The sequence below is a fragment of the Thauera sp. 63 genome (assembly GCF_000310165.2).
Lineage (GTDB): Bacteria > Pseudomonadota > Gammaproteobacteria > Burkholderiales > Rhodocyclaceae > Thauera > Thauera humireducens.
On the sequence record NZ_AMXC01000041.1, the window covers coordinates 1 to 25315 of the forward strand.

The 25315-nt window shown below is 66.0% G+C and carries 25 protein-coding genes and 1 tRNA gene; 10 read left to right on the forward strand and 16 right to left on the reverse strand.

What is annotated here, in order from left to right:
• From C664_RS18280 to C664_RS18310, 7 genes are all read right to left on the reverse strand, one after another.
• Positions 1-518, reverse strand: a 518-nt coding sequence (locus C664_RS18280) for a helix-turn-helix domain-containing protein (protein ID WP_004292041.1), incomplete at its 3' end; no start/stop codon positions are given.
• Positions 515-1321, reverse strand: a complete 807-nt coding sequence (pilW, locus tag C664_RS18285; RefSeq protein ID WP_004292043.1) for a type IV pilus biogenesis/stability protein PilW — start codon at positions 1319-1321, stop codon at positions 515-517. The genes C664_RS18280 and pilW, both read right to left, overlap by 4 nt.
• Positions 1318-2454 (reverse strand): 23S rRNA (adenine(2503)-C(2))-methyltransferase RlmN, encoded by a 1137-nt coding sequence (gene rlmN / locus C664_RS18290; RefSeq protein ID WP_004292045.1) that lies wholly within the window; start codon positions 2452-2454, stop codon positions 1318-1320. The genes pilW and rlmN overlap by 4 nt, the downstream gene beginning before the upstream one ends.
• Positions 2455-2581: 127 nt before the next feature.
• Positions 2582-3007, reverse strand: a complete 426-nt coding sequence (gene ndk / locus C664_RS18295; protein WP_004292046.1) for a nucleoside-diphosphate kinase — start codon at positions 3005-3007, stop codon at positions 2582-2584.
• A gap of 222 nt (positions 3008-3229) precedes the next feature.
• Positions 3230-4516 carry a TRAP transporter large permease gene (locus C664_RS18300; RefSeq protein ID WP_004292049.1) on the reverse strand — a complete coding sequence of 429 codons (1287 nt, stop codon included), beginning with the start codon at positions 4514-4516 and terminating at the stop codon, positions 3230-3232.
• Between the two features lie 13 nt (positions 4517-4529).
• Positions 4530-5225 carry a TRAP transporter small permease gene (locus C664_RS18305; RefSeq protein ID WP_004292051.1) on the reverse strand — a complete coding sequence of 232 codons (696 nt, stop codon included), beginning with the start codon at positions 5223-5225 and terminating at the stop codon, positions 4530-4532.
• A gap of 75 nt (positions 5226-5300) precedes the next feature.
• Positions 5301-6305, reverse strand: a complete 1005-nt coding sequence (locus C664_RS18310; RefSeq protein ID WP_004292052.1) for a TRAP transporter substrate-binding protein — start codon at positions 6303-6305, stop codon at positions 5301-5303.
• 245 nt (positions 6306-6550) lie between these two features.
• On the opposite strand from C664_RS18310, the gene C664_RS18315 reads away from it, so the two are divergent.
• Together C664_RS18315 and C664_RS18320 are read left to right on the forward strand one after the other, a co-directional pair.
• Entirely contained in the window at positions 6551-8488 is a 1938-nt protein-coding gene (locus tag C664_RS18315; protein ID WP_004292054.1) for an ATP-binding protein, read from the forward strand.
• Entirely contained in the window at positions 8485-9090 is a 606-nt protein-coding gene (locus C664_RS18320) for a response regulator transcription factor (RefSeq protein ID WP_004292056.1), read from the forward strand. Before C664_RS18315 ends, C664_RS18320 begins: the two co-directional genes overlap by 4 nt.
• 1 nt (position 9091) lies before the next feature.
• Here C664_RS18320 and tilS read toward each other — a convergent pair whose 3' ends face one another.
• From tilS to C664_RS18340, 4 genes are all read right to left on the reverse strand, one after another.
• Entirely contained in the window at positions 9092-10405 is a 1314-nt protein-coding gene (tilS, locus tag C664_RS18325; RefSeq protein WP_004292058.1) for a tRNA lysidine(34) synthetase TilS, read from the reverse strand.
• A gap of 1 nt (position 10406) precedes the next feature.
• Positions 10407-11372 (reverse strand): acetyl-CoA carboxylase carboxyltransferase subunit alpha, encoded by a 966-nt coding sequence (locus C664_RS18330; protein ID WP_004292060.1) that lies wholly within the window; start codon positions 11370-11372, stop codon positions 10407-10409.
• Between the two features lie 166 nt (positions 11373-11538).
• Positions 11539-12201 (reverse strand): Bax inhibitor-1/YccA family protein, encoded by a 663-nt coding sequence (locus C664_RS18335; protein ID WP_004292062.1) that lies wholly within the window; start codon positions 12199-12201, stop codon positions 11539-11541.
• A gap of 98 nt (positions 12202-12299) precedes the next feature.
• Entirely contained in the window at positions 12300-12647 is a 348-nt protein-coding gene (locus tag C664_RS18340; RefSeq protein ID WP_004292064.1) for an HPF/RaiA family ribosome-associated protein, read from the reverse strand.
• Positions 12648-12789: 142 nt separating this feature from the next.
• Between C664_RS18340 and nhaR the strand changes: the two genes are divergently transcribed.
• A complete protein-coding gene (nhaR, locus tag C664_RS18345) occupies positions 12790-13698 on the forward strand; it encodes a transcriptional activator NhaR (RefSeq protein ID WP_004292065.1) in 909 nt (302 codons plus the stop codon).
• A gap of 190 nt (positions 13699-13888) precedes the next feature.
• On the opposite strand, the gene C664_RS18350 is transcribed toward nhaR, so the two are convergent.
• Positions 13889-13973 (reverse strand) — tRNA-Leu (locus tag C664_RS18350).
• Positions 13974-14050: 77 nt separating this feature from the next.
• Here C664_RS18350 and queA point away from each other — a divergent pair.
• From queA to secF, 5 genes are all read left to right on the forward strand, one after another.
• Complete coding sequence (queA, locus tag C664_RS18355) at positions 14051-15115, forward strand: tRNA preQ1(34) S-adenosylmethionine ribosyltransferase-isomerase QueA (protein WP_004292067.1); 1065 nt, start codon at positions 14051-14053, stop codon at positions 15113-15115.
• A complete protein-coding gene (tgt, locus tag C664_RS18360) occupies positions 15105-16217 on the forward strand; it encodes a tRNA guanosine(34) transglycosylase Tgt (RefSeq protein WP_004292069.1) in 1113 nt (370 codons plus the stop codon). Before queA ends, tgt begins: the two co-directional genes overlap by 11 nt.
• A 93-nt stretch (positions 16218-16310) precedes the next feature.
• Positions 16311-16634: a preprotein translocase subunit YajC gene (gene yajC, locus C664_RS18365; RefSeq protein WP_004292070.1), complete on the forward strand. Its 324-nt coding sequence runs from the start codon at positions 16311-16313 to the stop codon at positions 16632-16634.
• Between the two features lie 111 nt (positions 16635-16745).
• Positions 16746-18611, forward strand: a complete 1866-nt coding sequence (secD, locus tag C664_RS18370; protein ID WP_004292072.1) for a protein translocase subunit SecD — start codon at positions 16746-16748, stop codon at positions 18609-18611.
• A gap of 24 nt (positions 18612-18635) precedes the next feature.
• A complete protein-coding gene (gene secF, locus C664_RS18375; RefSeq protein WP_004292075.1) occupies positions 18636-19568 on the forward strand; it encodes a protein translocase subunit SecF in 933 nt (310 codons plus the stop codon).
• 100 nt (positions 19569-19668) lie between these two features.
• On the opposite strand, the gene C664_RS18380 is transcribed toward secF, so the two are convergent.
• Both C664_RS18380 and purB read right to left on the reverse strand, forming a co-directional pair.
• Positions 19669-19986 (reverse strand): DUF2322 family protein, encoded by a 318-nt coding sequence (locus C664_RS18380; protein ID WP_004292077.1) that lies wholly within the window; start codon positions 19984-19986, stop codon positions 19669-19671.
• 87 nt (positions 19987-20073) lie between these two features.
• Positions 20074-21450, reverse strand: a complete 1377-nt coding sequence (gene purB / locus C664_RS18385; protein WP_004292079.1) for an adenylosuccinate lyase — start codon at positions 21448-21450, stop codon at positions 20074-20076.
• 65 nt (positions 21451-21515) lie between these two features.
• On the opposite strand from purB, the gene apaG reads away from it, so the two are divergent.
• Positions 21516-21911: a Co2+/Mg2+ efflux protein ApaG gene (gene apaG / locus C664_RS18390; RefSeq protein ID WP_004292081.1), complete on the forward strand. Its 396-nt coding sequence runs from the start codon at positions 21516-21518 to the stop codon at positions 21909-21911.
• Positions 21912-22009: 98 nt separating this feature from the next.
• Here the strand turns inward: apaG and argJ are convergent, their stop codons facing one another.
• Positions 22010-23248: a bifunctional glutamate N-acetyltransferase/amino-acid acetyltransferase ArgJ gene (gene argJ / locus C664_RS18395; RefSeq protein WP_004292083.1), complete on the reverse strand. Its 1239-nt coding sequence runs from the start codon at positions 23246-23248 to the stop codon at positions 22010-22012.
• A 387-nt stretch (positions 23249-23635) separates the two neighbouring features.
• Positions 23636-24040 (reverse strand): hypothetical protein, encoded by a 405-nt coding sequence (locus C664_RS20745; protein ID WP_157354250.1) that lies wholly within the window; start codon positions 24038-24040, stop codon positions 23636-23638.
• Between C664_RS20745 and C664_RS21195 the strand changes: the two genes are divergently transcribed.
• On the forward strand, positions 24024-25315 hold a 1292-nt coding region (locus C664_RS21195), incomplete at its 3' end, for a hypothetical protein (protein ID WP_157354253.1). The genes C664_RS20745 and C664_RS21195 overlap by 17 nt on opposite strands.

Consider the following 25315-nt stretch of genomic DNA (forward strand, 5'->3'; position numbering starts at 1 on the left):
GGCACGGCAGCCGGCTGCGCATCGAGGGCGGCCGAATCGGCTGCCGGCGTCTCCAGCATACGCTCGACGCTCACCGGCTCGGTGCGGAACCAGTCGAAATACCAGCCCGCCAGCAAGGCCGCCACCAGCAGCAGCACGATCCACCGCACTGAGGCGGCGCCGAGTCGGGGGGCACTGCCACCGGACGGCAGCTCGCCATCGGCATTGCGGATCGGCGACAGATCTACATCGCCCTGCCCGCCCAGGCGCTCGACTCCAGCGAGCAGGGGCGCGGGATCGAGCCCGACATAACGCGCGTAGTTGCGCAGGAAGCCGCGTACGAAGGCTGTGCCGGGCAGCGCCGCAAAGTCGTCCGCCTCGAGCGCGGCAATCTGCCGCGGATTGAGTTTCAGCGCAAAGGCGACCTCGGCCACGCTTTCGCCGCGCGCCTCGCGCGCCGCTCGCAGCGCGGCACCGGGCGAGCGGACGTCGTCATGGGCGCTGCCAGCCGTCAATTCAAGCGACTGATCGTTGCTCACTCGAACTTCCCTTGGATCATCGACTGGTACTCATTTGACTCGGCAAAGCGGCTGCCCAGTTGCGACGCATAGCTCGCCTCGGCATCGCGGTTACCCAGCCGGCGCTCGGTACGCAGGCCGAGCCATGCCGAGGCCGCGGTCGGTTCGGCCTGCTGGTGCAGACGGATCAGGTGCGTGCGGGCCTGATCATAACGTCCGCCGCGGTAGGCAATATCGGCCAGCTGATACAGCGCCTGCCGGTTCGACGGATCAGCCTGGATTGCAGCCAGGAACTGACCTTCAGCGGCCGCATCATCCTTCAGCCGGAGATGGCAGAGACCGGCATTGGTATGGGATCGCGTGGCGTAACGGAAATACGGATTCCGGGCCGCCTGTGCGAGACGTTCGAGCCCGCGCAGTTCCTCGCCCTGGGTGCACAGGAACCAGCCGTAGCTGTTGTTGAAGTCCGGGTCGCCCGGCGCAGCATTGAGCGCCGCCTCGAAATTCTGCCTTGCCGCAGCATTCTCCTCGATCAGCATGTAGGCCAAGCCCAGGAGGTGGTAGGCCGGCGCGTAGCCCGGACTGTCGTTCAGCGCAATGCGCGCCTCGTCGAGCGCCACGTCGTAGCGGCCAATCTCGAAATAGGCCATGCCGAGGTCGACGTGGACGCGGGCGCGCGATTCGGCAGGCGTCGCCGGCGTGATGTCCGACATCGGGCGAGTGACCGAGGCCGAGGTCCCGGACTGGCCCGCGGGCATCGTTGCACAACCACCTGCCACCACGACCGCCACCAGCAAGGCGGCCAGCGCGAACCTGCGCTTCATGAACGATCCTCCATGACCTGTTTCAGGCGCACCGTGCGCCGCGTCTTGTCCTGAACCTGGCCGGCGAGCTGGCCGCAGGCCGCATCGACGTCGTCGCCACGTGTCTTGCGCGTGGTCGTGACAATGCCGGCGTCAATCAGGATACCGGCAAAACGGCGGATGCGTTCGGCCGGGGAGCGCAGGAAGCCCGAATTCGGGAAAGGGTTGAACGGAATCAGGTTGAACTTGCACGGCACGTCGCGCACCAGGGCGACGAGTTCGCGCGCATGCGCCTCGGTGTCATTCACACCGTCGAGCATCACGTACTCGAAGGTGACGAAGTCGCGCGGCGCGCGCTCGAGGTAACGCTGGCATGCCGCCATCAGCTCGCGCAGCGGGTACTTCTGGTTGATCGGCACCAGGCGGTCGCGCAGCGCGTCGTTGGAGGCGTGCAGCGACACGGCGAGCGCCACCGGGCACTCCTCACGCAGGCGGTCCATCGCCGGCACGATGCCCGAGGTCGACACCGTGACGCGGCGGCGCGACAGGCCGTAGGCATGGTCGTCCAGCATCAGGCGCAGGGCGGTGACGACGTTGTCGAAGTTGGCCAGCGGCTCGCCCATGCCCATCATCACCACGTTGCTGATGATGCGGCCGTTGTCCTTCTCGCCGGCTTCCAGATCCGTGGCCGAATCGCGCGCGGCGCCCAGCAGCTTGTTGGCCAGCCAGAGCTGGCCGATGATCTCGGCCGCGCTCAGGTTGCGGTTGAAGCCCTGCTTGCCGGTCGAGCAGAACGCGCAGTCGAGCGCACAGCCGGCCTGCGAGGACACGCACAGCGTGCCGCGGTTGGTTTCAGGGATGAACACGGTCTCGACCGCATTGGCGTTGCCCACGTCGAGCAGCCACTTGCGCGTGCCGTCGGCCGAGATCGAATCGCGCACCGGCACCGGCGGACGGATCACGGCGATGTCCTTCAGCTTTGCGCGCAGCGACTTGGCGACGTCGGTCATCGCATCGAAATCGTCACAGCCCTCGTGATGCATCCAGCGCATCACCTGGCGGGCGCGGAAGGGCTTCTCGCCCAGCCCGGCGAACCAGGCGACGAGGCCATCGACATCGAAGTCGAGCAGATTGACCGGATTGGTTGTGCTCATGCCTGAAACATCACTTTTTCAAGGCGGGAGGTAAAACCGCCCCGCCGTAATGCAAACGGCCCGACCACGCCGCGCGCGGTGCTCGGGCACCGCGAAACGTGCGCGACGGGCCGTTGGAACGGACCGCTTAGCGCGAGTAAACGTTCATGCCGGGGAAGAAGAACGCCACTTCCACGGCAGCGGTTTCCGGCGCGTCGGAGCCGTGCACGGCGTTGGCGTCGATCGACTCGGCGAAGTCGGCGCGGATAGTGCCCTTGTCGGCCTTCTTCGGGTCGGTGGCGCCCATCAGCTCACGGTTCTTGGCGATGGCGTTCTCGCCCTCGAGGCACTGGATCATCACCGGGCCGGAGGTCATGAAGGACACCAGATCCTTGAAGAAGGGACGCTCCTTGTGCACGGCGTAGAACTCGCCGGCCTCACGCTCGGACAGGTGAGCCATCTTGGCGGCGATGATCTTCAGGCCAGCGCCTTCGAAGCGGGCGTAGATCTGGCCGATCACGTTCTTGGCGACGGCGTCGGGCTTGATGATGGACAGGGTGCGTTCGATTGCCATGGAAAAACTCCGGGACTGCGCTCTAAAGAAGCGCGAGGTTAAGAAAAAAAGCGCGAAATTTTAACAGGTTTCGCGTTACACCGATGCGCTCGAGGCAAGCGCGAATGTAAGCCAACGCAAGCGCAGCGCCCCCGGAAAAGACAATCCCCGCAGGGCGTCACCGCCGCACGGGGATCGAAAAAACTGCCCACCCGACCGTCACAGGCGACCGGGCCACAGGATTTACATCATGCCGAGCGCCTTGGGCAGGAAGGTCGAGATGCTCGGGATGTAGGTGATCAGCATCAGGAACACCAGCATCGTGTACAGCCAGGGCATCACCGCCTTGCTCATCTCGGTGAGGCCGGCCTTGGTGATGCCGCTCGCCACGAACAGGTTCAGGCCCACCGGCGGCGTGATCATACCGATTTCCATGTTCACCACGATCATCACGCCGAAGTGGATCGGGTCGATCCCCAGCGCCACGGCCACCGGAAACAGGATCGGCGCCAGGATCAGGATGATCGACGACGGCTCCATCAGCGCACCGGCCACCAGCAGCAGGATGTTCACCACGATCAGGAAGCCGATCGGGCCCATGCCGCTGGCGACGATGGCGTCGGCCATGCGCTGCGGGATCTGCTCGCTGGTCAGGATGAACGAGAACAGCACCGCGCTGGCGATGATGAACAGCAGCATCGCGCTCATGTTGGCCGAATCCAGCAGCACGCGCGGGATCTGCTTGAAGGTCAGGTCCTTGTACACGAACACCGCAATGAAGAACGCATAGACCGCGCTCATCGCCGCCGCCTCGGTCGGCGTGAACATGCCCGAGTAGATACCGCCCATCACCACCACGATCAGCATCAGCCCCCAGAAAGCCTTGCGGAAGGCCTTGATGCGATCGCCCCAGCTGACCGTCGGCAGCGTCGGGTAGTTGTTCTTGCGCGCCACGTACCAGGTCGTCAGACCGAGCATGAAGGCCAGCAGCAGGCCCGGGATCACCCCTGCCATGAACAGCGCCCCAACCGAGGAGTTGGTCGTCACCGAATACATCACCATGACGATGGACGGCGGGATCAGGATCCCCAGGCCGCCTGCCGAGGCCACCACACCGGCGCCGAAGCGCACCGGGTAGCCCTGCTTGAGCATCGCCGGGATCAGGATCGAGCCGATCGCCACCACGGTCGCCGGACTGGAACCCGACACCGCCGCGAACAGCGCGCAGGCCAGCACCGCCGACATGCCCAGACCGCCACGCAGGTGGCCGACCATCGCGGTGGCGAAGTTGATCATGCGTCGCGCCACCCCGCCGTGGGTCAGGAAGTTGCCGGCGAGGATGAAGAACGGGATCGCCATGATCTCGAACTTCTCGATGCCGGTGAACATCTTGAGCGCCACCGACTCGAGCGGCACGTCGGTGAAGATGAACATGAAGCTCAGCACCGTGAGGCCGAGCGCCACGCCCACCGGCATGCCGATCGCCATCAGGACGACGAGCAGGCCAAAGATTGCAATCGTGTTGGTCATGATGTCGTCCTCCTCACTTGCCGTGGCCCGGACGCTTCGCGTCGGCCCCACGGTTGGCGTGCTCGATGTCCTCGGCGATCGAGATCGACTCGCCTCCGAGCAGCACGTTTTCGTCGTCCACCTCGTCCAGGCCTTCGACATGGCCGTGGTCGTGCGTCGGCAACTCGCCGCTGCGGGCGAAGCTCACCATCACCTGCAGGAAGCGGTAGCACATCAGGAAGGAGCCCAGCGGCACGGCCGAGTAGACCATCCAGGTCGGCCACTCCAGGTCGGGCGTGGTCGGCCCCTCGAAGAAATCACTGGTGTCGCGGCCAAGCAGGCTCAGCGTCTCGTAGGCCATGCCGTTCTCCCACACGAACAGCGCACCGAAGATGCCGATCAGGCCGGTGAAGATCACACCGCACACCAGGCCAGCCTGGATCAGCGCCGCGCGCGGGGTGCCGGAGAGCTTGTTGACCAGGATGTCCACACCGACGTGGATGCCGGTGCGCACGCCGTAGGCGGCGCCAAACTTCGCCATCCACACGAAGAGGATGATGCAGAACTCCTGGGCCCAGCCGACGTTCATGTCGAGCAGCCAGTCCTGCAGCACGGGAATCTCGTAGCCGGAAAGGTAGCGATGCACCACCGAGATGAAGATCACGATCGTCGCCACAGCCATCAGCGAACCGATGATGAATTCCTCGAGGCGGTCGAGAAGCTTGTTCATGATTGTTTTCCCCGGAAAAACGCCCGTCGCGCAGAAGGCGCCAGACGGGCGTTGCTGGGTGAGATGAAAAGAGGATTACAGCTTGGCCGGATCGAAGCCGGTTTCCTTGTAGATCGACTGGATCAGGTCCTTGCCGATGCGCGATTCCATCTTCTTGTGCACCGGCACCAGCGCCTTCTTGAAGGCGGCCTTCTCTTCGGCGGTAGGCGCGTAGATCTCGGTCTTGCCCGAGGCGCGCACACCTTCGAGCGCCTTGTCGTTCTCTTCCTTGGCGATCTGGTTGGCGTAGACCGTCGATTCGGCCATGGCCTTGTCGAGCTGGGTGCGCACCTCGGCCGGCAGGCCGTCCCAGAACTTCTTGTTGGTGATGACCGCGTAGCCCAGGTAGCCGTGATCGGTCAGCGTCATGTGCTTCTGCACTTCATGCATCTTCTGCGTGAAGAGGTTGGAGTGCGGATTCTCGGTACCGTCGACAACGCCGGTCTGGAGCGCCTGATAGACCTCGGAGAAGGCCATCACCTGCGGCAGCGACTTGACCTCGCGCATCTGCTCCTCGAGCACCTTGGACGACTGGATGCGCATCTTCTTGCCGCGCAGGTCCTCGGGCTTCTTGATCGGGGTGTTGGCCGAGAACGACTTGAAGCCGTTGTCCCAGAAGGCCAGGCCCTTGATGCCCTTGGGTTCGAGCTTGGCCAGCAGTTGCTGGCCGACCGGACCCTGGGTGACCTTGTTCAGCGCCTCGTAGCCGTCGAAGATGTAGGGCAGGTCGAACACTTCGAACTCGCGCACGCCGAGCGGGCCGAACTTGGCCAGCGACGGGGCGAGCAGCTGGACGGCGCCCAGTTGCAGCGCTTCCATCTCTTCCTTGTCCTTGTACAGCGTGCTGTTCGGATAGACTTCGACCTTCACGGCGCCGCTGGTGTACTTCTCGGCCAGTTCCTTGAACTTCTCCGCGGCCTTGCCCTTGGGCGTGTCCTGAGCCACGACGTGGCTGAACTTGATCACGATCGGCTCGGCAGCGACAGCGGTCGCGGACAGACCCACAGCCATCAGACCAACCAGAAGCGTACGAATCTTCATGAGTTTCTCTCCTCCGAATTGAACGCGCCACGCCGGACGCATCGTTTTCCGCCCGGCGTGCGAAACGCCCTGGCGATGACCGCAAACAGATAAAGCCTGTTATGCAGGCCATCAGTATCCTTATTGCGCCGCGCCTGTCGCTATTGTGGAATGCCGCATAAGTGGAACCCGCAAGCCCCAACCCTTCTTCGGCCGCGCCCTCTGCGGCAGCTTCCCCGGGCGGTGACACGGCGCCGAAGGCCGCCGTGCGCAATCGCCTGATCGGGCAGCTGCCCTACCTCAGCCTGGTACTGTTCCTGCTCGCAATCGCAGCACTGGTCTGGCTGACCCGCCAGTACGACAGCGACGAGCAGAAGGCGGCCCTGATCAGCGACGTGCTGTGGATGGAGCAGAACCTGCGATTCCACCTCGATCGCAACGAAGCCCAGCTGCAGCAGCTCGGCCCCGAACTGTATGACGGCAAGCTGAGCACGCAGACCGAAGCCCAGGTTCACCATCTGCTCAACCAGGAGCGCGGACTCGTGCGCATCGCGTGGCTGAATCCGCAGGGCAAGCCCGTGGGCTCGATGCCACCGCACACGGACGGCGGCGCCGACGATGAGCTGCGCGACCTGGCCGCCAGCACGAGCTTCGAACTCGCACGCAACATCGGGCGCCCTGTCTATGGTGCCGCCTACCCTGTCATCGGCGGCGCCTTCCACTTCGCCATCCACGTCCCGGTGTGGTCGGACGAGGCTCTGGCCGGCATCGTCGTCGGGGTATATTCGCTGTCCGACCTGGTGATCCGCGAACTGCCGTGGTGGTTTTCCGAGCGCTACCGGGTCGCCGTACTCGACGCCGACAGCCGGGAAATCGCCGCCAAGTCCAAGATCGCCCCGCTCGCGCCTCAACTCGCCTACCGCATGCCCTTCGACCCGCCGGGGCATGGCCTGACCCTCGAGATCACGGCCTACAAGTCGGAGACGCGCTGGATCCCCGTGCTGCTGATCGCTTCGCTGGTCCTGCTCGGCGGCATGATCGTGTGGAGCGTGATGCAGCTGCGCCGCCAGCTCGCCCGCCGCCAGCAGGCGGAGGCCGCACTGCGCGAGGAATCGGCCTTCCGCAGGGCCATGGAGGACTCACTGCTCACCGGCATGCGGGCACGCGACATGGACGGCCGCCTCACCTATGTCAACTCCGCCTTCTGCAGCATGACCGGGTATCGCGCCGACGAGCTGATCGGCCTCGGACCCCCGCTGCCGTACTGGCTGCCCGACCACACCGAGCGCCGCCAGGAATTGCTCGATCGCCTCGAGGATATGGGCTCGACCCCGGAAGGCGTCGAATTGCGCTTCCGGCGCAAGAACGGCGAAGTGCTCGACGTGCTGTTGTTCGAAGCGCCGCTCATCGACGCACGCGGCCGCCAGACGGGCTGGATGGGCTCGGTACTCGACGTCACCGAACAGAAACGCTCGCGCGAGCTCGCCCGCCAGCAGGATGAACGCCTGCAGGCCACCTCGCGTCTGGTGACGATGGGCGAGATGGCATCCACGCTCGCGCACGAGCTCAATCAGCCGCTGGCCGCGATCGCAAGCTACAGCAGCGGCTGCATCAACCGCCTCGAATCCGACACCCTCGATCGCGCCGAACTGCTCGACATCCAGCAGCGCATCGCCCGCCAGGCCCGGCGTGCCGGCGAGATCATCCGCCGCGTGCACGACTTCGTGCGCCGCTCGGAACCCCAGCGCGCACCGCTCGACCTCAACATCGTGATCCGCGACGCGGTCGGCCTGATCGAAGCAGACGCCCGCAAGCGCCAGATGCGCGTCGTCACCGAACTCGCACCCGGTCTCCCCCCCGTGCTCGCCGACGCGGTGATGATCGAGCAGATCATCGTCAACCTCGTGCGCAACGGCATGGACGCCATGCGCGACACCCCGCGCCTTCGCCGCGAAGTACGCATCCGCACCCGCCAGGAAGGCCGCCACGTCTGCGTGCTCGTATCGGACCGCGGCGCCGGCATCCCGCCCGAGACCGCCGCACGCCTGTTCCAGCCCTTCTTCACCACCAAGCCCGAAGGCATGGGCATGGGCCTGAACATCTGCCGCTCGATCGCCGAGTTGCACCACGGCCGCCTGACTTTCGAACCCGCCCCCGAGGGCGGTACCATCTTCATCCTTTCGCTACCCGTGGAATCCGCATGAATCCAGCCTGCGCGCACATCATCGACGACGACGAAGCCATTCGCGATGCGCTGCAATGGCTGTTCAAGACGCGCGGTGTCGCGTGCCGCACCTGGGACGGCGGCGAGCCCTTTCTTGACGCCTGGCAAGCCGAATGGCGCGGCTGCATCGTGCTCGACATCCGCATGCACGGCATGAGCGGCCTCGAGTGCTTCGACACCCTGCTCGCGCGCGGCTGTGAGTTGCCGGTGATCTTCATCACCGGCCATGGCGACGTTCCGATGGCCGTGGCCGCGCTGAAGAAGGGCGCATTCCACTTCATCGAAAAACCCTTCAACGACCACGACCTGGTCGATCTGGTCGAGAAAGCGCTCGCCCTCGACGCCGAGCGCCAGCGCGCCGCGGCAAGCCGCGAGACCATCGAGGCACGGCTGGCCACGCTGACCCAGCGCGAGCGCGAGGTCATGGAGCTGATCCTCGAAGGCAAGTACAACAAGGTGATCGCCGACGAGCTGTCGATCTCGATGCGCACCGTCGAAGCGCACCGTTCGCGCATCTTCGACAAGATGGCGGTCCGCTCGGCGGTCGAACTCGCACAGATGCTGACGACGCTGCGCAGCTAGCTCACGCCACGCCCGCGGGTCGCCATTCCGGCACGACGCCCTCGTCACCCGGCGCGCAGGCGAACTCGGCCGCAACGCCGATTCCGCCCACCCAGGCCGGCACGTCATCCACCCACAGCACTGGCAGGCGATCCCGCAGCCACGCCGGAATGGCCGCCTCCTGGCACAGATTCTTGAACTGGCGCCGTGGCCGGTCCGACGCCAGCTGCATCCGCAGCCCCGGCCGGCGCCCTGCGAGCCGCACCGACCCTGCCTTCTCGAGCAGCGAACGCGCAATTCCCTGGCCAGGCAAAAGCTCGAAACGCACCTCTCCCGCCCCCCACGACAGCGTCGCGCTCCCGCACCAGTCCCGGGGCTCGTATGTACCGCCGACGACGGACTCGAGCCACAGCAGGTCTCGATAGGCGCACAGGGCCATCTCGCCCAGGACGACACGCAGCGGCTGCGCGACCGCACGCAATTGACGCAGGGCCTCGTCCAGCCTGGCCTGCACCGGCATCTGCCAGCCATGCCGGCGCGCCTGCCAGCGCAGCAGATTGGCGATACGCGCATCCGACAGCGACATTACAGCGCAGCGCTGCAAGGGCTCGCCACCGCAGGTGGCCTCGTCGAGCGCGGCAAGCTCGTCCAGCAAGCCGCTTGCCTCACGGAAGTGGGCCGCCGCGCGCGCCAGCGTCGGCACCGCGGCGGGAAAATGCTCGCCGAGCGCCGGCAGCGCGCGATGACGCAGGAAATTACGGCTGAAACGCACATCGGCGTTGCTCTCGTCCTCGACCCAGTCGAGCCCGCGCGCACGCGCCCAGGCCTCGATCCCGGCGCGCCTGCAGTCGAGCAGCGGACGCACGCGACCGGGCCTGCCAGCCGACGGCAACTCGAAGGGCGCCATCGCCGCGGCACCGCGCACACCGCTGCCGCGAAGCAGCCGGAACAGCAGCGTCTCGGCCTGATCGTCCTGATGATGACCGAATGCGAGCCAGTCGCAGCGGATGGCGTCCAGTGCAGCCAACCGCTCGCGACGGGCGGCCGCCTCGAGGCCGGCGGCATCGTCGCGCGGCACCTCGACGCGGATCAGCGAAAAGGGAATCTGCAAGGTCGCGCAGCATGACGCACAGGCCTGCGCCCAGGCGTCGGCATGGGGGCTCAGGCCATGATGAACGTGCGCCGCCTGCAGCACGTAGCCGTGGCGTGGCGCCAGGTCGTGCAGCACATGCAGCAGTACGAGCGAATCGACGCCGCCCGACAGCGCACAGCACAGACGCGCATCCGGACCGACTCCCGCCGCCGTCAGCGCACGGGAAACGGCCTCGGGCAGCACGTCAGGCCGCCAGTTCCTTGAAGCGGCCGTAGCCCATCAGCTTCTCGTAGCGCTGGGCGACCAGTTCGGACGGCGACAGGTGATCGACCTGACGCAGCGCCTCGGCCAGCGCACGCTTGAGCGCTGCCGCCATCGCACGGTGATCCCGATGCGCACCGCCGGCCGGCTCGTTGACGACCTTGTCGACCAGGCCGAGCGACTTCAGACGCGCGGCCGTGATGCCCATGGTTTCTGCCGCCTCGGGGGCCTTGTCCGCACTCTTCCACAGGATGGAGGCACAGCCCTCGGGGGAGATCACCGAGTAGGTCGAATACTGCAGCATCAGCAACTGGTCGGCGACCGCGATCGCCAGCGCGCCGCCGGAGCCACCCTCGCCGATGATCGTGCTGATGATGGGCACCTTCAGTTCGGCCATCAGGTAGATGCTGTGGCCGATCGCTTCGGACTGCCCGCGCTCCTCCGCGCCGATGCCGGGATAGGCGCCCGGCGTGTCGACGAAGGTGAACACCGGCAGGCCGAACTTCTCCGCCAGCTTCATCAAGCGCATGGCCTTGCGATAGCCCTCGGGCCGCGGCATGCCGAAGTTGCGCGCGATCTTTTCCTTGGTGTCACGGCCCTTCTGATGGCCGATGACGACGCAGCTCTCGCCATTGAAGCGCGCCAGCCCGCCGACAATGGCCTTGTCGTCGGCGAAAGAACGATCGCCGTGCAGTTCCTCGAAGTCGGTGAAGATGTGCTGCGCGTAGTCGAGCGTGTAAGGACGCTGCGGATGACGGGCGACCTGCGCGATCTGCCACGGCGTCAGCTTGGCGTAGATGTCCTTGGTCAGGGACTGGCTCTTGGTTTCGAGGCGGGCGATCTCCTCGGAGATGTCCACGGCCGGGTCGTCGGAGACGAAACGGAGCTGGTCGATCTTGGCTTCGAGCTCGGCAACTGCCTGTTCGAAATCCAGAAAAGTGGTTTTCATCCAACCGTTCCCACTGAAAAATGTGCGCCATTGTAGCGCCACAGGGCGCGAGTCGTGCCCATCGCATTCGGACAAACGCAGTCCGGAAGCGCGAGGCTGCGCCAAACGCAAGCGGGGCGGCCGCCATCCGGCAACCACCCCGCCCGCTTCCCGCCGTTGATCGAGGTCAGTCGTTGTTCATGAAGCCCAGCAGGTGCAGCAGGCTGGTGAAGAGGTTGAAGATCGACACGAACAGCGACACCGTCGCCATGATGTAGTTGGTCTCGCCACCGTGGATGATGTTGCTGGTCTCGAACAGGATCAGGCCCGACATCAGCAGCACGAAGGCAGCGGAAACCGTCAGCGACAGCGCCGGGATCTCGAAGAAGATCGCGCCCAGGCCGGCCAGGAAGGCCACCAGGATGCCGACCATCAGGAACCCGCCCATGAAGGAGAAATCCTTCTTGGTCGTGATCGCGTAAGCCGACAGACCGAGGAAGATCGCCGCCGTGCCGGCCATCGCCTGCATCACGATACTGCTACCGTTGGGCAGTGACAGGTAGGCCGAGATGATCGGCCCCAGGGTGAAGCCCATGAAGCCCGTCAACGCGAAAACGAACAGGATGCCCAGGCTGCTGTTGCGGAACTTGCTGGTTGCGAACAGCAGGCCGAAGTAGCCGACCAGCGTCACGATGATGCCCAGGCGCGGCGCGCCCATCGCCATCGACAGGCCCGCCGTCAGCGCCGAGAACGCCAGCGTCAGCGACAGCAGCATGTAGGTATTGCGGATGACCTTGTTGGTCGACAGCACCGAAGCCTCGGTGCGCGTCATCGTGATGCGGTTGTCCATGTTTGGTTTCCTCCGGGGGAGAAGTGGATTTGTTTTGGGAATCGAGGACAGATGCCGCCCTGCGACTCCGGACCACGGAAAAAGTGTGTGCCGCCGACTCAGGCCGGCAAGGCCTGCATTGAAGCGGCGTGGGTGCGGACGGGGCGCTGGCTGCGGCGCACGCGCTGTGCGAGGACCCGAGCCACACGGTCGGCGGCCTGATCCACCGCTGCACGCACGTCGAGCTGCGTGATCGCGAACACCACGTCCGGCAGGTTGCGCAGGCGCAGTTGTACCACGCAACGCTTGTCACTGCCGCCACGCGGGCCATTGACGTCCGCGACCTTCACCCGCGCCCACTGGATGTGGTCGCGAAAACGCCCGATTGCGAAGCTCATCCGGCGGCTCACGTAGTCCCGCAGGACGGGAGGGGCTTCAACGCCATCACAATGCAGGTCGATTCGCATGCTGAGTCTCCTTGTGTAGTTGCGTATCGCCATCAGGCCTAACGCCTGACGGATACTAAACCTCAGACGCTTCGATAAAATCTCAGTTCAACAGAATGTTCATCCGTTTTTTCCGAAGCATCGACAATCCGGGACGCAGGCCATGATCAACTACAAGCAGCTGCATCATTTCTGGACCGTTGCCCGCGCTGGTGGGATCGTGCGCGCAGCAGAACGTTCCGGTCTCGCGCCACAAACCCTGTCGGGTCAGATCGCGACCCTCGAGGCCGAACTCGGTGTCAGCCTGTTCCGGCGACAGGGCCGAGGCCTGGTGCTGACGGATACCGGACGTGTCGCGCTGGACTATGCAGAGGAGATCTTCCGTCTCGGCGACGAACTGGAGGAAGCGCTGCGCAGCCGCGCGAGCGGCCGCACGGTGCCCTTCCGCGTCGGCATCGCCGACGTGGTGCCCAAGGCCATCGCCTGGCTGCTGCTCGCGCCGTCGATGAACCTCCCTGAGCCGATGCGCATCGTCTGCCGGGAAGGAAAATTCGATGCCCTGCTTGGCGAACTCGCCATCCACAAGCTCGATGTCGTGCTGGCCGACAGTCCCATGCCTTCGAACATGGATGTGCGCGGTTACAGCCACACGCTCGGCGAATCCACGATCGGCTTCTTCGCTACACCAGCGCTCGCAGCCCGCCTGAAGGGTGGTTTTCCTGCCTGCCTCGACGGCGCCCCGCTGCTGCTGCCGGGCGGCGAGGCAGCCGTGCGCGGCCCGCTGCTGCAATGGCTGGACGCGGCTCGCCTCAAGCCGCGCATCGTCGGCGAATTCGACGACAGTGCCCTGATGCGCGCCTTCGCCGAAGCCGGCGCAGGCGTCTTCCCGAGCGCATCGCTGGTCGGCGAGCAGCTTTGCAAGCAGGATGCGATGGTGCATCTGGGCGACGCCAACGGTGTCACCGAAACCTACTACGCGGTCTCGGTTGAACGCCGGCTGACCCACCCCGCGGTGCGCGCCATCAGCGCGGCTGCGAACAAAGAGCTGAAGATCGGGCAGGAGGGCCCATGACGTTCGGTATCATCGCGACTGCAGGTGTCGCGCGACCGCATGGCAAAAAAGGAATCACGCGCAGGATTTGCCAGCGCACCAGCGCTTGATCCAGAATCTCGCCCCTGACGCGGCCTCAAAAGAAGCCCGGAAGGCACTGCGCCTTCAGCCGCCATCGCATACAGGACATTTGCGCAGATTCGCGCAGAGATGGTGCCGAGAGTGGGACTCGAACCCACACACCTTGCGGCGGCGGATTTTGAATCCGCTGCGTCTACCGATTCCGCCATCCCGGCAGGGAAGGCGCGCATTATCCCTGAATAACGGCCATCGCAGCAAGCGGGCGAGCCCCCGATCCGGACCGCAGACACCCATGCCATTGACGCTGAACGATTTCGACTATCCCCTTCCGCCCGACTTGATCGCCCAGGCTCCCCTGGCCGAGCGCAGCGCCAGCAGGTTGCTCGTGGTACAGCCGGCCGAAGGGGGCGCCGACGCACTGCTGGACCGCAGCTTCGCCGACCTGCCCGAATTCGTCGGTCCCAACGACCTGCTGGTGTTCAACGACACCCGCGTGATCCATGCGCGCCTGTTTGGCGTGAAGGCCAGTGGCGGCCAGGTCGAAGTCCTGATCGAGCGCGCCGTCGGCCCCCACGAAGCGCTGGCCCAGGTGCGCGCGAGCAAGTCCCCCAGAACCGGCGGCATCCTGCGCCTCGCCGACGCCTTCGACGTCGAGGTGCTGGGGCGCGTGGGCGAGTTCTATCACCTGCGTTTTCCGGCCGGAGAGAACCTGTTCGAACTGCTCGAGCGCCACGGCAAGCTGCCGCTTCCGCCCTACATCCAGCGCGCCGCCGGCGCTGACGACGAGAGCCGCTACCAGACCGTGTTCGCCCGCGAACCCGGCTCGGTCGCAGCGCCCACCGCCGGCCTGCACTTCGATGAAGGCGTGCTCGCCCGCATCGCCGAGCGCGGTGCGAAATGCGCCTGGCTCACGCTGCACGTCGGCGCCGGCACCTTTCAGCCGGTGCGGGTGGACGACCTCGGCGAGCATCGCATGCATCGCGAACGCTACGTGATCCCGCAGGAAACGGTGGACGCCATTGCAGCGACCCGCGCTGCTGGCGGACGCGTGATCGCGGTTGGCACCACCAGCATGCGCGCGCTCGAGGCCGCCGCACAGGACGGACCGCTGGAAGCCGGCAGCGGCGAGACCGAGATCTTCATCCTGCCCGGCTTCCACTTCCAGGTGGTCGATGCGCTGGTCACCAACTTCCACCTGCCGAAATCCACGCTGCTGATGCTGGTCTCCGCCTTTGCCGGCATGGACAGTATCCGCGGCGCCTACGCCCACGCCATCGCGCAGCGCTATCGCTTCTTCAGCTACGGCGACGCGATGTTCCTCACCCGCAGAAACGAAGCAGAGAACGATGCAGTTTGAACTCCTCACCACCGATGGCGGCGCCCGCCGCGGCCGCCTGACGCTTACCCACGGCGTGGTCGAAACGCCGGTCTTCATGCCGGTCGGCACCTATGGCACGGTCAAGGCGATGACGCCTGCGATGCTCTCCGACATCGGCGCGCAGATCTGCCTGGGCAACACCTTCCACCTGTGGCTGCGACCGGGACTGGACATCATCCGCGCCCACGAGGGCCTGCACCGCTTCATGGGCTGGGACAAGCCCATCCTCACCGACTCGGGCGGCTTTCAGGTCTTCAGCCTGGGCGCGCTGCGCAAGATCACGGAAGAAGGCGTCAAGTTCGCCAGCCCGATCGACGGCGCCAAGCTGTTCCTGACACCCGAGATCTCGATGCAGATCCAGTCCGTGCTGAACTCGGACATCGTGATGATCTTCGACGAATGCACGCCCTATCCCGCAACCCGCGACGAGGCCGCCAAGTCGATGCGGCTGTCGCAGCGCTGGGCCAGGCGCTCGCGCGACGAGTTCGATCGCCTCGAGAACAGGAATGCACTGTTCGGCATCGTCCAGGGCGGCATGTACGAGGACCTGCGCGACGAGTCGCAGGCCGCACTGGAGGAGATCGGCTTCCACGGCTTCGCCATCGGCGGCCTGTCGGTCGGCGAACCGAAGGAGGACATGGCGCGCATCCTCGCCCATACCGCGCCGCGACTGCCGCAGGGCAAGCCGCGCTACCTGATGGGCGTGGGTACGCCGGAGGACATCGTCGACGGCGTCGCCGCCGGCATCGACATGTTCGACTGCGTGATGCCGACCCGCAACGCACGCAACGGCTGGCTGTTCACCCGCTACGGCGACATCAAGATCAAGAACGCGGTGCACAAGGCCGACACCCGTCCGCTCGACCCGTCCTGCGACTGCTACACCTGCCGCAACTTCAGCCGCGCCTACCTGCACCACCTGCACCGCACCGGGGAAATCCTGGGCAGCATGCTCAACACGGTGCACAACCTGCGCTACTACCAGACGCTGACTTCGGAGCTGCGCGACGCCATCGCCGCTGGCCAGTTCGACGCCTACGTGCAGCGCTTCCGCAGCGAACGTGCCACCGGCACGCAATGAACCCGACGCCCCGACCGGCGTCTCACCCGGCCGGGGAGCTCCCCGGCAACTGATATAATCGAGCGCTTTTTTCGCTAACCCGGAGTAATAGACGTGCTGATTTCCAATGCCTATGCCCAAGCCGCGGGCGGCGACCCCAGCGGTGGCCTGATGGGACTGCTGCCCCTGATTCTGATGTTCGTGGTGCTGTGGTTCCTGATGATTCGTCCGCAGATGAAGCGCGCCAAGGAACACAAGGCCATGGTTGAAGCCCTGGCCAAGGGCGACGAAGTGGTGACCGGTGGCGGCATTGCCGGTCGCGTGACCGAAGTCGGCGACAGCTTCGTGCAGGTCGAAGTCGCTGCAAACACCGTGGTCGCCGTGCAGAAGCAGGCCGTGGCCACCGTGCTGCCCAAGGGCACGCTGAAGTCCCTGTAATCCCATTGCCGCGCCGGCCGGGCAATCCCGGCTGCGGGCAACGCCGGACATGGCCCCGCCTGAGAATACGGATGGCGGCCGTGGCCGGCGCAATACTGTTTGCCGCCGACGATGAATCGCTACCCTCTCTGGAAGAACCTCCTCATCGGCCTCGTGCTGATCTGGGGCCTGATCTACACCCTGCCCAATTTCTATGGCGAGGTCCCCGCTGTCCAGGTGTCCAGCGCCAAGGCCACGCTCAAGCTCGACGCCACGGTCGTTTCCGATCGCGTCGCCAGTGTGCTGAAGGAGGCCGGTATCGAGCACGACGGCGTCTTCTCCGACCCGGGCAGCGTGCGTGCCCGCTTCGCCAGCACCGACATCCAGTTGCGCGCGAAGGACGCGATCGAGCGCGCCTTCAACCCCGACGCAAGTGACCCGTCCTACGTCGTCGCGCTGAACCTGCTGCCGGCATCGCCCACCTGGCTGACCTCGATCCACGCGCTGCCGATGTACCTCGGGCTCGACCTGCGCGGCGGCGTCCACTTCCTGCTCGAAGTCGACATGCCGGGCGCGCTGACCAAGCGCCTCGACGCGACCACCGGTGACCTGCGCACGCTGATGCGCGACAAGAACGTGCGCCACGCAGGCATCACCCGGGAGGGCAACACCGTCATCGTGCGCTTCCGCGACGCCGAACAGCGCGAAGCCGGACGTCGCGCCATTCAGGACAGCACCGCCGAACTGCAGCTGACCGAGCGCAACGACGGCGCCGACGATTTCAAGCTGCTCGCCACGCTGACCGCACAAGCGCAGCAGACGATGCGCGACTTCGCCATCAAGCAGAACATCACCACCCTGCATAACCGCATCAACGAACTCGGCGTCGCCGAGCCGGTGATCCAGCAGCAGGGCGCCAACCGCATCGTGGTTCAGTTGCCGGGCGTGCAGGACGTCGCCAAGGCCAAGGACATCCTCGGCCGCACGGCGACGCTGGAAGTGCGCATGGTGGACGACACGCCGGGCCTGCTCGAACAGGCCCTCAACGGCAGCGTTCCCTTCGGCACCGAACTGTATACCGAGCGCGGCGGCTCGCCCTTGCTGGTGAAGAAGCAGGTGGTGCTGACCGGCGACCGCCTCACCGACGCCCAGCCCGGCTTCGACGGCCAGACCAACGAAGCCGCCGTCCATCTGACGCTGGACGCTGCCGGCGCGCGCATCTTCCGTGACGTCACCCGCGAGAGCGTGGGCAAGCGCATGGCGATCCTGCTGATCGAGAAGGGCAAGGGCGAGGTCGTGACCGCGCCGGTGATCCGCAGCGAGATCGGCGGCGGCCGGGTACAGATTTCGGGCCGCATGACCACCACCGAAGCCAATGACGTCGCCCTGCTGCTGCGCGCCGGCTCGCTGGCCGCGCCGATGGAGATCATCGAGGAACGCACCGTCGGCCCGAGCCTGGGGGCGGAGAACATCGAGAAGGGCTTCAACTCCACCCTGTGGGGCTTCCTCGCCATTGCCGTGTTCATGTGCGCCTACTACGCGCTGTTCGGCGTCGTTTCGTCGATCGCGCTGGCCGCCAACCTGCTGATGCTGGTCGCGCTGCTGTCGCTGCTGCAGGCCACGCTGACGCTGCCGGGCATCGCCGCCATGGCACTGACGCTGGGCATGGCGATCGACGCCAACGTGCTGATCAACGAGCGCATCCGCGACGAACTGCGCAACGGCGCCAGCCCGCAGGCGGCAATCGCCGCCGGCTACGACCGCGCCTGGGGCACCATCCTCGACTCCAACGTCACCAGCCTGATCGCGGGCATCGCCCTGCTGGTGTTCGGCTCGGGTCCGGTGCGCGGCTTCGCCGTGGTGCACTGTCTCGGCATCCTGACCTCCATGTTCAGCGCCATCCTGGTGTCGCGCATGCTGATCAACTTCATCTACGGCCGCCGACGCAAGATCGACAGCCTGTCCATCGGCCAGGTCTGGAAACCGGGTAACGACTGAGCACGGGACTAGGGAAACACAATCATGGAATTCTTCCGCATCAAGAAAGACATCCCGTTCATGCGCCACTCGCTGGTGTTCAACGCGATCTCTTTCGCCACCTTCCTGCTCGCGGTGTTCTTCATCGCCACCCGCGGCCTGCACCTGTCGGTGGAGTTCACCGGCGGCACGCTGGTCGAAGTCACCTACGCAGAAGCTCAGCAGCTCGAGCCGATCCGCGCCGCACTGGCGGCCGACGGCAACACCGACATCCTTGTGCAGCACTTCGGCAGCGCACGCGACGTCCTGATCCGCCTGCCCAACCGCGACGACATCGACAGCAACGGCATCGCCGACCGCGTGATGGCCACCCTGAACAAGATGGGGGCCCCCGCGCCGGAACTGCGCCGCGTCGAATTCGTCGGCCCCCAGGTCGGCAAGGAGCTCGCCAGCGATGGCGCAATGGCACTGCTGCTGGTGATCATCGGCATCGTCATCTATCTGGCCCTGCGCTTCGAGTGGCGTCTGGGTGTCGCCACGATCATCGCCAACCTGCACGACATCGTCATCATCCTGGGCTTCTTCGCCTTCTTCCAGTGGGAATTCTCGCTGGCGGTACTGGCGGCAACGCTGGCGGTGCTGGGTTACTCGGTGAACGAGTCGGTGGTGATCTTCGACCGCGTACGCGAAACCTTCCGCAAGAAGCGCGGCTACACCACCGAACAGGTGGTCGACCACGCCATCACCAGCACCATCTCGCGCACCATCATCACCCACGGCAGCACGCAGATCATGGTGCTGTCGATGCTCATCTTCGGCGGCGAGACGCTCTTCTACTTCGCGCTGGCGCTGACCATCGGCATCTGCTTCGGCATCTACTCATCGGTGCTGGTCGCCAGCCCGCTGGCGATCTGGCTCGGCATGAAGCGCGAGCAGTTCGTGAAACCCAAGCAGGAGAAGGAAGAGGCGGTGGTTTGAACCGCTCCTCCCGAAGCAGAAAAGGCGCCCATGGCGCCTTTTTTTGTTTCCACTGCGTGCGACAGCCGCGATCCCGCCGCCAAGCGGGATCTCCGATGCCTCAGACCGCGAACACCTGCTTCACCTTGAGCGTCTCGCCACGCTCGATGAGACCGACCAGGCGGTCGACGTTGGGATGCTTGCCCGGGTGGGCGCGAGCATCCTCGGTGTGTTCGGCGTACAGCTCGAGCCCCTTCCGCGCGGCCTCGGGACTGATCGCGCCATAGAGCTGGGCGAGGTGGTTATAGACAACCAGCGAACCGGCCTGACCGGGCTTGTTCTCGATCGTGGCGACGACCGCGTCGGCGGCATCAATCAGGTTCAGCGCGGCCAGGTGCGACACGCCGGGAAGGGTCTTGAGGTTGTCAGCGAAAGCCATCGGGTTCTCCTGGATTGAAAACGCCACCCGCAGGTGGCGCAAGATTCGTTCAGCATGCGAGCCCCGAAGGCCCCATGCCTGTCGCGATCAGATGCGGCGCGCCAGCTCGGCGGCCTTTCCGACGTAGCTCGCCGGCGTCATCGCCAGCAGATGCTCGCGCGCCTCGGCGGGGATGGCCAGCGTGCGAATGAAGTCGTGCAGCGCGTCACGGGTGATGCCCTTGCCGCGGGTCATGGCCTTCAGCTGCTCGTAAGGATTCTCGATGCCGTAGCGGCGCATCACGGTCTGCACCGGCTCGGCCAGCACTTCCCAGCATTCGTCGAGGTCGGCCGCCAGACGCGCCGGATCGGCTTCAAGCTTGCCCAGCCCGCGCAGGCAGCTGTCGAGGGCCAGCACAGTATGGCCGAACCCCACGCCCATGTTGCGCAGCACGGTGGAGTCGGTGAGGTCGCGCTGCATGCGCGAGATCGGCAGCTTCTCGGAGAAGTGCTTGAGCACGGCATTGGCGATGCCGAAGTTTCCTTCGGCGTTCTCGAAGTCGATCGGATTGACCTTGTGCGGCATGGTCGAGGAGCCGACCTCGCCTTCCTTCAGCTTCTGCTTGAAGTAGCCGAGCGAGATGTACATCCAGATGTCGCGGCAAGCGTCGATCAGCATGGTGTTGGCGCGGGCGATGGCATCGAAGAGTTCGGCCATCGCGTCGTGCGGCTCGATCTGGATGGTGTATTCGTTGAACGTCAGGCCCAGGGATTCGATGAAGCGGCGGTTGAAGCCTTCCCAGTCGAACTCGGGCCAGGCCGACAGGTGGGCGTTGTAGTTGCCGACCGCACCGTTGAACTTGGCGGTCATCGCGACTCCGGCGATCACCGCGCGGGCACGCATCAGGCGCGCGGCGATGTTGGCCATCTCCTTGCCGAGGGTGGTCGGACTGGCGGGCTGGCCATGGGTGCGCGACAGCATCGGCAGGTCGGCCAGGGCATGGGCGAGTTCGCGGAAGCGGGCGATCACCGCGTCGAGCGCCGGCAGCAGCACGCGGTCGCGGCCTTCTGCCAGCATCAGCCCGTGCGAGGTGTTGTTGATGTCTTCGGACGTGCAGGCGAAGTGAATGAACTCCGACACCTTCATCACCTCGGCGTTGTGGCCGAGGCGCTTCTTGAGCCAGTATTCCATGGCCTTGACGTCGTGATTGGTGGTGGCCTCGATCGCCTTCACCGCCTCGCCGTCATCGGTCGAGAAGTTCGCCACCACGGCGTCGAGCTCGGCGACGGTCGCCGCCGAGAAGGGCGCGATCTCCGCCAGCTTCGGCTCGGCCGCCAGCGCCTTCAGCCATTCGACCTCGACCTTCACGCGGTTGCGGATCAGGCCGTGTTCGGAGAAGTGGTCGCGCAGGCCTGCCACCTTGCCGTGATAACGGCCATCGAGCGGAGACAGGGCAGTGAGCGGAGACGGGGCGGCTTGGGACATGGCGGTGATTCCGGGCAAAAGTGCTATTTTAACGCTTACCCTCCGCGAAACAGAGAACAAACAACGTGAGCACCCCAGAGACCCCTGACGCGCGCTACCACATCGAAGTGAGCGCAGTCGCCGAGCACATCGCCCCGCAGTCCCGGCCGGAAGACGACCACTACGTCTTCGCCTATCACATCACCATCCGCAACACCGGCCGCGAGCCGGCCCAGTTGCTGAGCCGGCACTGGATCATTACCGACGGCAACGGCAAGGTGCAGGAAGTGCACGGGCAGGGCGTGATCGGCGAACAGCCGACCCTGGCGCCGGGCGAGAGCTTTCGCTACACCAGCGGCTGCGTGATGGAGACGCCGGTCGGCACCATGCACGGCAGCTACCAGATGGTGGCGGGCGACGGCCATCATTTCGATGCGGTCATCCCGCCTTTCATGCTGGCGGTGCCGCGAGTCCTGCACTGACACGACCGCTCAAGACAAGGCCGGCGTCCCTCGTTCGAGCGCACGCCGGCCTTGAGTCGGATGAGGCAGGCCGCTCGGCCCGCCGCCGAAGCGGATGATCAGGAGCGGTAGTCCGCGTTGATCTTCACGTAATCATAGGAAAAGTCGCAGGTCCACACCGTGGCCGCCGCGTTGCCGCGGGCAAGGTCGATGCGCACGGTGAGTTCGGCGTGCTTCATGATGCGCGAACCCGCCTCTTCCACATACGACGCGGCACGCCCGCCGTGCTCGGCCACCAGCACGCTTTCCTCCGGATTGCCCAGCCAGACGCGCAGTTTCGACACGTCCAGGTCGTCGATGCCGGCATAACCGATCGCGGCCAGAATGCGGCCCAGGTTGGGGTCGGAGGCGAAGAAGGCGGTCTTCACCAGCGGCGAATGCGCCACCGCGTAGCCGACCTTGCGGCACTCGTCACGATCCTTGCCGCCTTCGACCGCGATCGTCATGAACTTGGTCGCGCCCTCGCCGTCACGCACGATGGCCTGCGCCAGCGCAATCGACACCTCGACGACTGCATCGCGCAGGGCCTGGTAGTCGCCTCCCTCCGCCGCGGCGATCTCCGCATTGCCGGCCTTGCCGGTCGCGATCAGGATGAAGGAGTCGTTGGTCGAGGTATCGCCGTCGACCGTGATGCTGTTGAAGGACAGGTCGGCCGCCTCCCTGACCAACGCCTCGAGCACCGGTTGCGCCACAGCGGCATCGCACGCCAGGAAACCGAGCATCGTCGCCATGTTCGGCTTGATCATGCCCGCGCCCTTGCTGATGCCGCTCAGGGTGACCGTGCGGCCACCGACCTGCACCTGCTTCGACACGGCCTTGGCCAGGGTGTCGGTGGTCATGATCGCGTGCGCGGCGTCGAACCAGCCATCGGCACGCAAGTCGGCGATCGCCTTCGGCAGGCCGGCGATCAGTCGGTCGACCGGCAGCGGCTCGAGGATCACACCGGTCGAGAACGGCAGCACCTGTTCGGCGCGGATGCCCATTTGCTTCGCCAGGGCCGCGCAGGTCTCGCGCGCGGCGGCCAGACCCGGCTCGCCGGTACCGGCATTGGCATTGCCGGTGTTGATCACCAGCCCCCGGATCTCGCCGCCCGGAAGATGCGTCTTGCACACCTGCACCGGTGCGGCGCAGAAGCGGTTTCGAGTGAAAACACCTGCGGCACGGCTGCCCTCGGCCAGTTCGATGACCGTCAGGTCACGACGATTCGCCTTGCGGATCCCCGCTTCGGCAACGCCCAGGCGAACGCCGGCAACCGGCAGCAGATCGGCGGGATTCGGGGTACTCAGATTGACGGCCATGCAGATCTCCGGATTGCGGATGCCGGCAGCGGGACGGCCGGCATCGTCGAGTCGGCGAATGATAGCGGATTCAGGCTGCACGCAAGGTATCGCGCGACGCTGGCGCCGTCTGCCCGTGCCCATGGCTGTAACGGTATGGATACAGTCGCCCTTGATGCCTGCCCTCCCCGCAAACCCAGCCGGCATGCGGGTTTGCGCGCCATCCGGCACCGTACTGGCCCCTTCATTCCGATACAGCCCTGTACAGCTTCGCACGCCAGATCGCGCATCGTCTCCCTGCATGATCTCCCGCTCGCCCCCGCACCCCAGGCGGGGAGCGGCTTCCCGGCCGCTGGTACGCTCCATGCTCAAAGCGCTCGGCAGGGCCCTGCGCTTCGCAGCGTCCTGTCATCGATCAGTGGAGGACGCCATGAAACGAAGTCTGCTTGCGAGCGCGCTTGCGCTTGCCTTTGGTTTTTCGACACAAGTCGGAGCAAATCCGACCAACACCCTGACCGGCGATGCCAGCTCGGTAGACCAGACTGCGACAGCACAATCGGACCAGAGCGGCTCCGGCGCGATGGCAAATGAGTACTCGACGGCAGTGTGGAAGACGGACAGCAGCACCACCACGAATGAGGACAATGACAACAGCGCGGGCGACAACCGCGACAACGCCGGGAAGGCGTGGGCGAGCGGCTTCGGCACGGCGGCCAACAATGGCGCAACTGCGACGTCGAGCATCGATAACGCGTTCAACACCAGCAAGGCGATCGCGTTATCCAGGCTGAACGGCATGGTCACGAAGATCAACGTACACGGCCTCGGCAACAGCGCCTTCAACGCCGGCAATGCCAATGGCGGCGACGGCGGCAAGGCCTCCGGCGGCAACGGCGGCAAAGCCTACGGCGGCGACGCCACGGGCGGCAACGGCGCGAGCGGCGGCAAGGCCTTTGGTGGCGACGGTGGCAATGGTGCATCCGGCGGCATGGCATTCGGTGGCGATGCCGACAGCGGCAATGCGAAGGCATCTGCAGATGGCGGTCGCGGCAGCGGTGGCGATGCGACCTCGGGCGGCGTACTGGCCGGTGGTGGTGGCAATGCCTATGGTGGCGACGGCGACTCGGGCAGCGCCCGCGGCGGCAGCGGTGGCGACGGCGGCAATGCGAGCAAGGCGTTCTCCGGTGGCGGTGGCGATGCCGACGGGTCCGTGCGTGCAAGTGCGGATTCGGGCAAGGCTGGCGGTGGCAATGCCAGCGGCTATGTGGGCGGCACCAAGGCGATCGGCGGCGATGGCAAGGCAATGGACTTCGCTGCGGGCGGCAACGCCAAAGGCAGCGGCGGCGACGCGGGCGCCTTCGGCAAGTCTTCGGTCGGCGGAGCGATGGCCGGCAGCAAGGCCGGTGGCAGCGGAGCCGACGGCGGGTACGCCGATGGTGGCAGCGCTGGCGCGAAGGCGTCCTCGGCCACGGCGACAGCGACCGGCGTGCCGGCCACGACCGAGTCGGGCGAGGCGGTCAGCCTGAACTCGACCGGCGGCGTCAGTGCGAATGCAAGTAACGCCGCGACGGCCAACGGTGGCGCCGGCGGTACCGGCGGTGCCGCGACCTCGGCGGGCGGCACGACCGGCGCAGCCTCGGCCGCGGGCGGCAGCAACAACCAGAGCGCGACGGCGACCGCGGGTGCCGGCACCGGTACCGGTGGCGCGGCCACGTCGAGCGCGGCGGGCACCGGCGGCGAAGCCAACGGCACCGGCGGCAGCAATACCTCGACAGCCGGCACCGGCACTTCGGGTGAAGCCACAGCCAATGCCGGCAACAGCGCGAGCAATGGCGGCAACGGCGGCACCGCGACCAACACCGCGGGTCTCGGTGGCGCTGGCGGCGCTGCAACCAGTGGTAACGCGAGCGGCGGGAACGCGAACGGTGGCGCTGGCGGCGTGGTCAGCAGTGGTGCGGCAACCGGCGGCAGCGGCGCCGGCGGCGACGGCACAAGCACGGCCAGCAGCGGCGATGCGACCGGCGGCGTGGCCACCGGCGGTGCAGGTGGCGCCGGCGGTGCGGGCCAGGGCGGCACGGGCGGCGCGGG

Bases quoted from the DNA above. Each gene is read 5' to 3' on its own strand.
- pilW (WP_004292043.1), bottom strand. From the start codon at position 1,321: ATGAAGCGCAGGTTCGCGCTGGCCGCCTTGCTGGTGGCGGTCGTGGTG.
- rlmN (WP_004292045.1), bottom strand. From the start codon at position 2,454: ATGAGCACAACCAATCCGGTCAATCTGCTCGACTTCGATGTCGATGGC.
- ndk (WP_004292046.1), bottom strand. From the start codon at position 3,007: ATGGCAATCGAACGCACCCTGTCCATCATCAAGCCCGACGCCGTCGCC.
- C664_RS18300 (WP_004292049.1), bottom strand. From the start codon at position 4,516: ATGACCAACACGATTGCAATCTTTGGCCTGCTCGTCGTCCTGATGGCG.
- C664_RS18305 (WP_004292051.1), bottom strand. From the start codon at position 5,225: ATGAACAAGCTTCTCGACCGCCTCGAGGAATTCATCATCGGTTCGCTG.
- C664_RS18310 (WP_004292052.1), bottom strand. From the start codon at position 6,305: ATGAAGATTCGTACGCTTCTGGTTGGTCTGATGGCTGTGGGTCTGTCC.
- C664_RS18320 (WP_004292056.1), top strand. From the start codon at position 8,485: ATGAATCCAGCCTGCGCGCACATCATCGACGACGACGAAGCCATTCGC.
- C664_RS18330 (WP_004292060.1), bottom strand. From the start codon at position 11,372: ATGAAAACCACTTTTCTGGATTTCGAACAGGCAGTTGCCGAGCTCGAA.
- C664_RS18335 (WP_004292062.1), bottom strand. From the start codon at position 12,201: ATGGACAACCGCATCACGATGACGCGCACCGAGGCTTCGGTGCTGTCG.
- C664_RS18340 (WP_004292064.1), bottom strand. From the start codon at position 12,647: ATGCGAATCGACCTGCATTGTGATGGCGTTGAAGCCCCTCCCGTCCTG.
- nhaR (WP_004292065.1), top strand. From the start codon at position 12,790: ATGATCAACTACAAGCAGCTGCATCATTTCTGGACCGTTGCCCGCGCT.
- queA (WP_004292067.1), top strand. From the start codon at position 14,051: ATGCCATTGACGCTGAACGATTTCGACTATCCCCTTCCGCCCGACTTG.
- tgt (WP_004292069.1), top strand. From the start codon at position 15,105: ATGCAGTTTGAACTCCTCACCACCGATGGCGGCGCCCGCCGCGGCCGC.
- secD (WP_004292072.1), top strand. From the start codon at position 16,746: ATGAATCGCTACCCTCTCTGGAAGAACCTCCTCATCGGCCTCGTGCTG.
- secF (WP_004292075.1), top strand. From the start codon at position 18,636: ATGGAATTCTTCCGCATCAAGAAAGACATCCCGTTCATGCGCCACTCG.
- C664_RS18380 (WP_004292077.1), bottom strand. From the start codon at position 19,986: ATGGCTTTCGCTGACAACCTCAAGACCCTTCCCGGCGTGTCGCACCTG.
- purB (WP_004292079.1), bottom strand. From the start codon at position 21,450: ATGTCCCAAGCCGCCCCGTCTCCGCTCACTGCCCTGTCTCCGCTCGAT.
- argJ (WP_004292083.1), bottom strand. From the start codon at position 23,248: ATGGCCGTCAATCTGAGTACCCCGAATCCCGCCGATCTGCTGCCGGTT.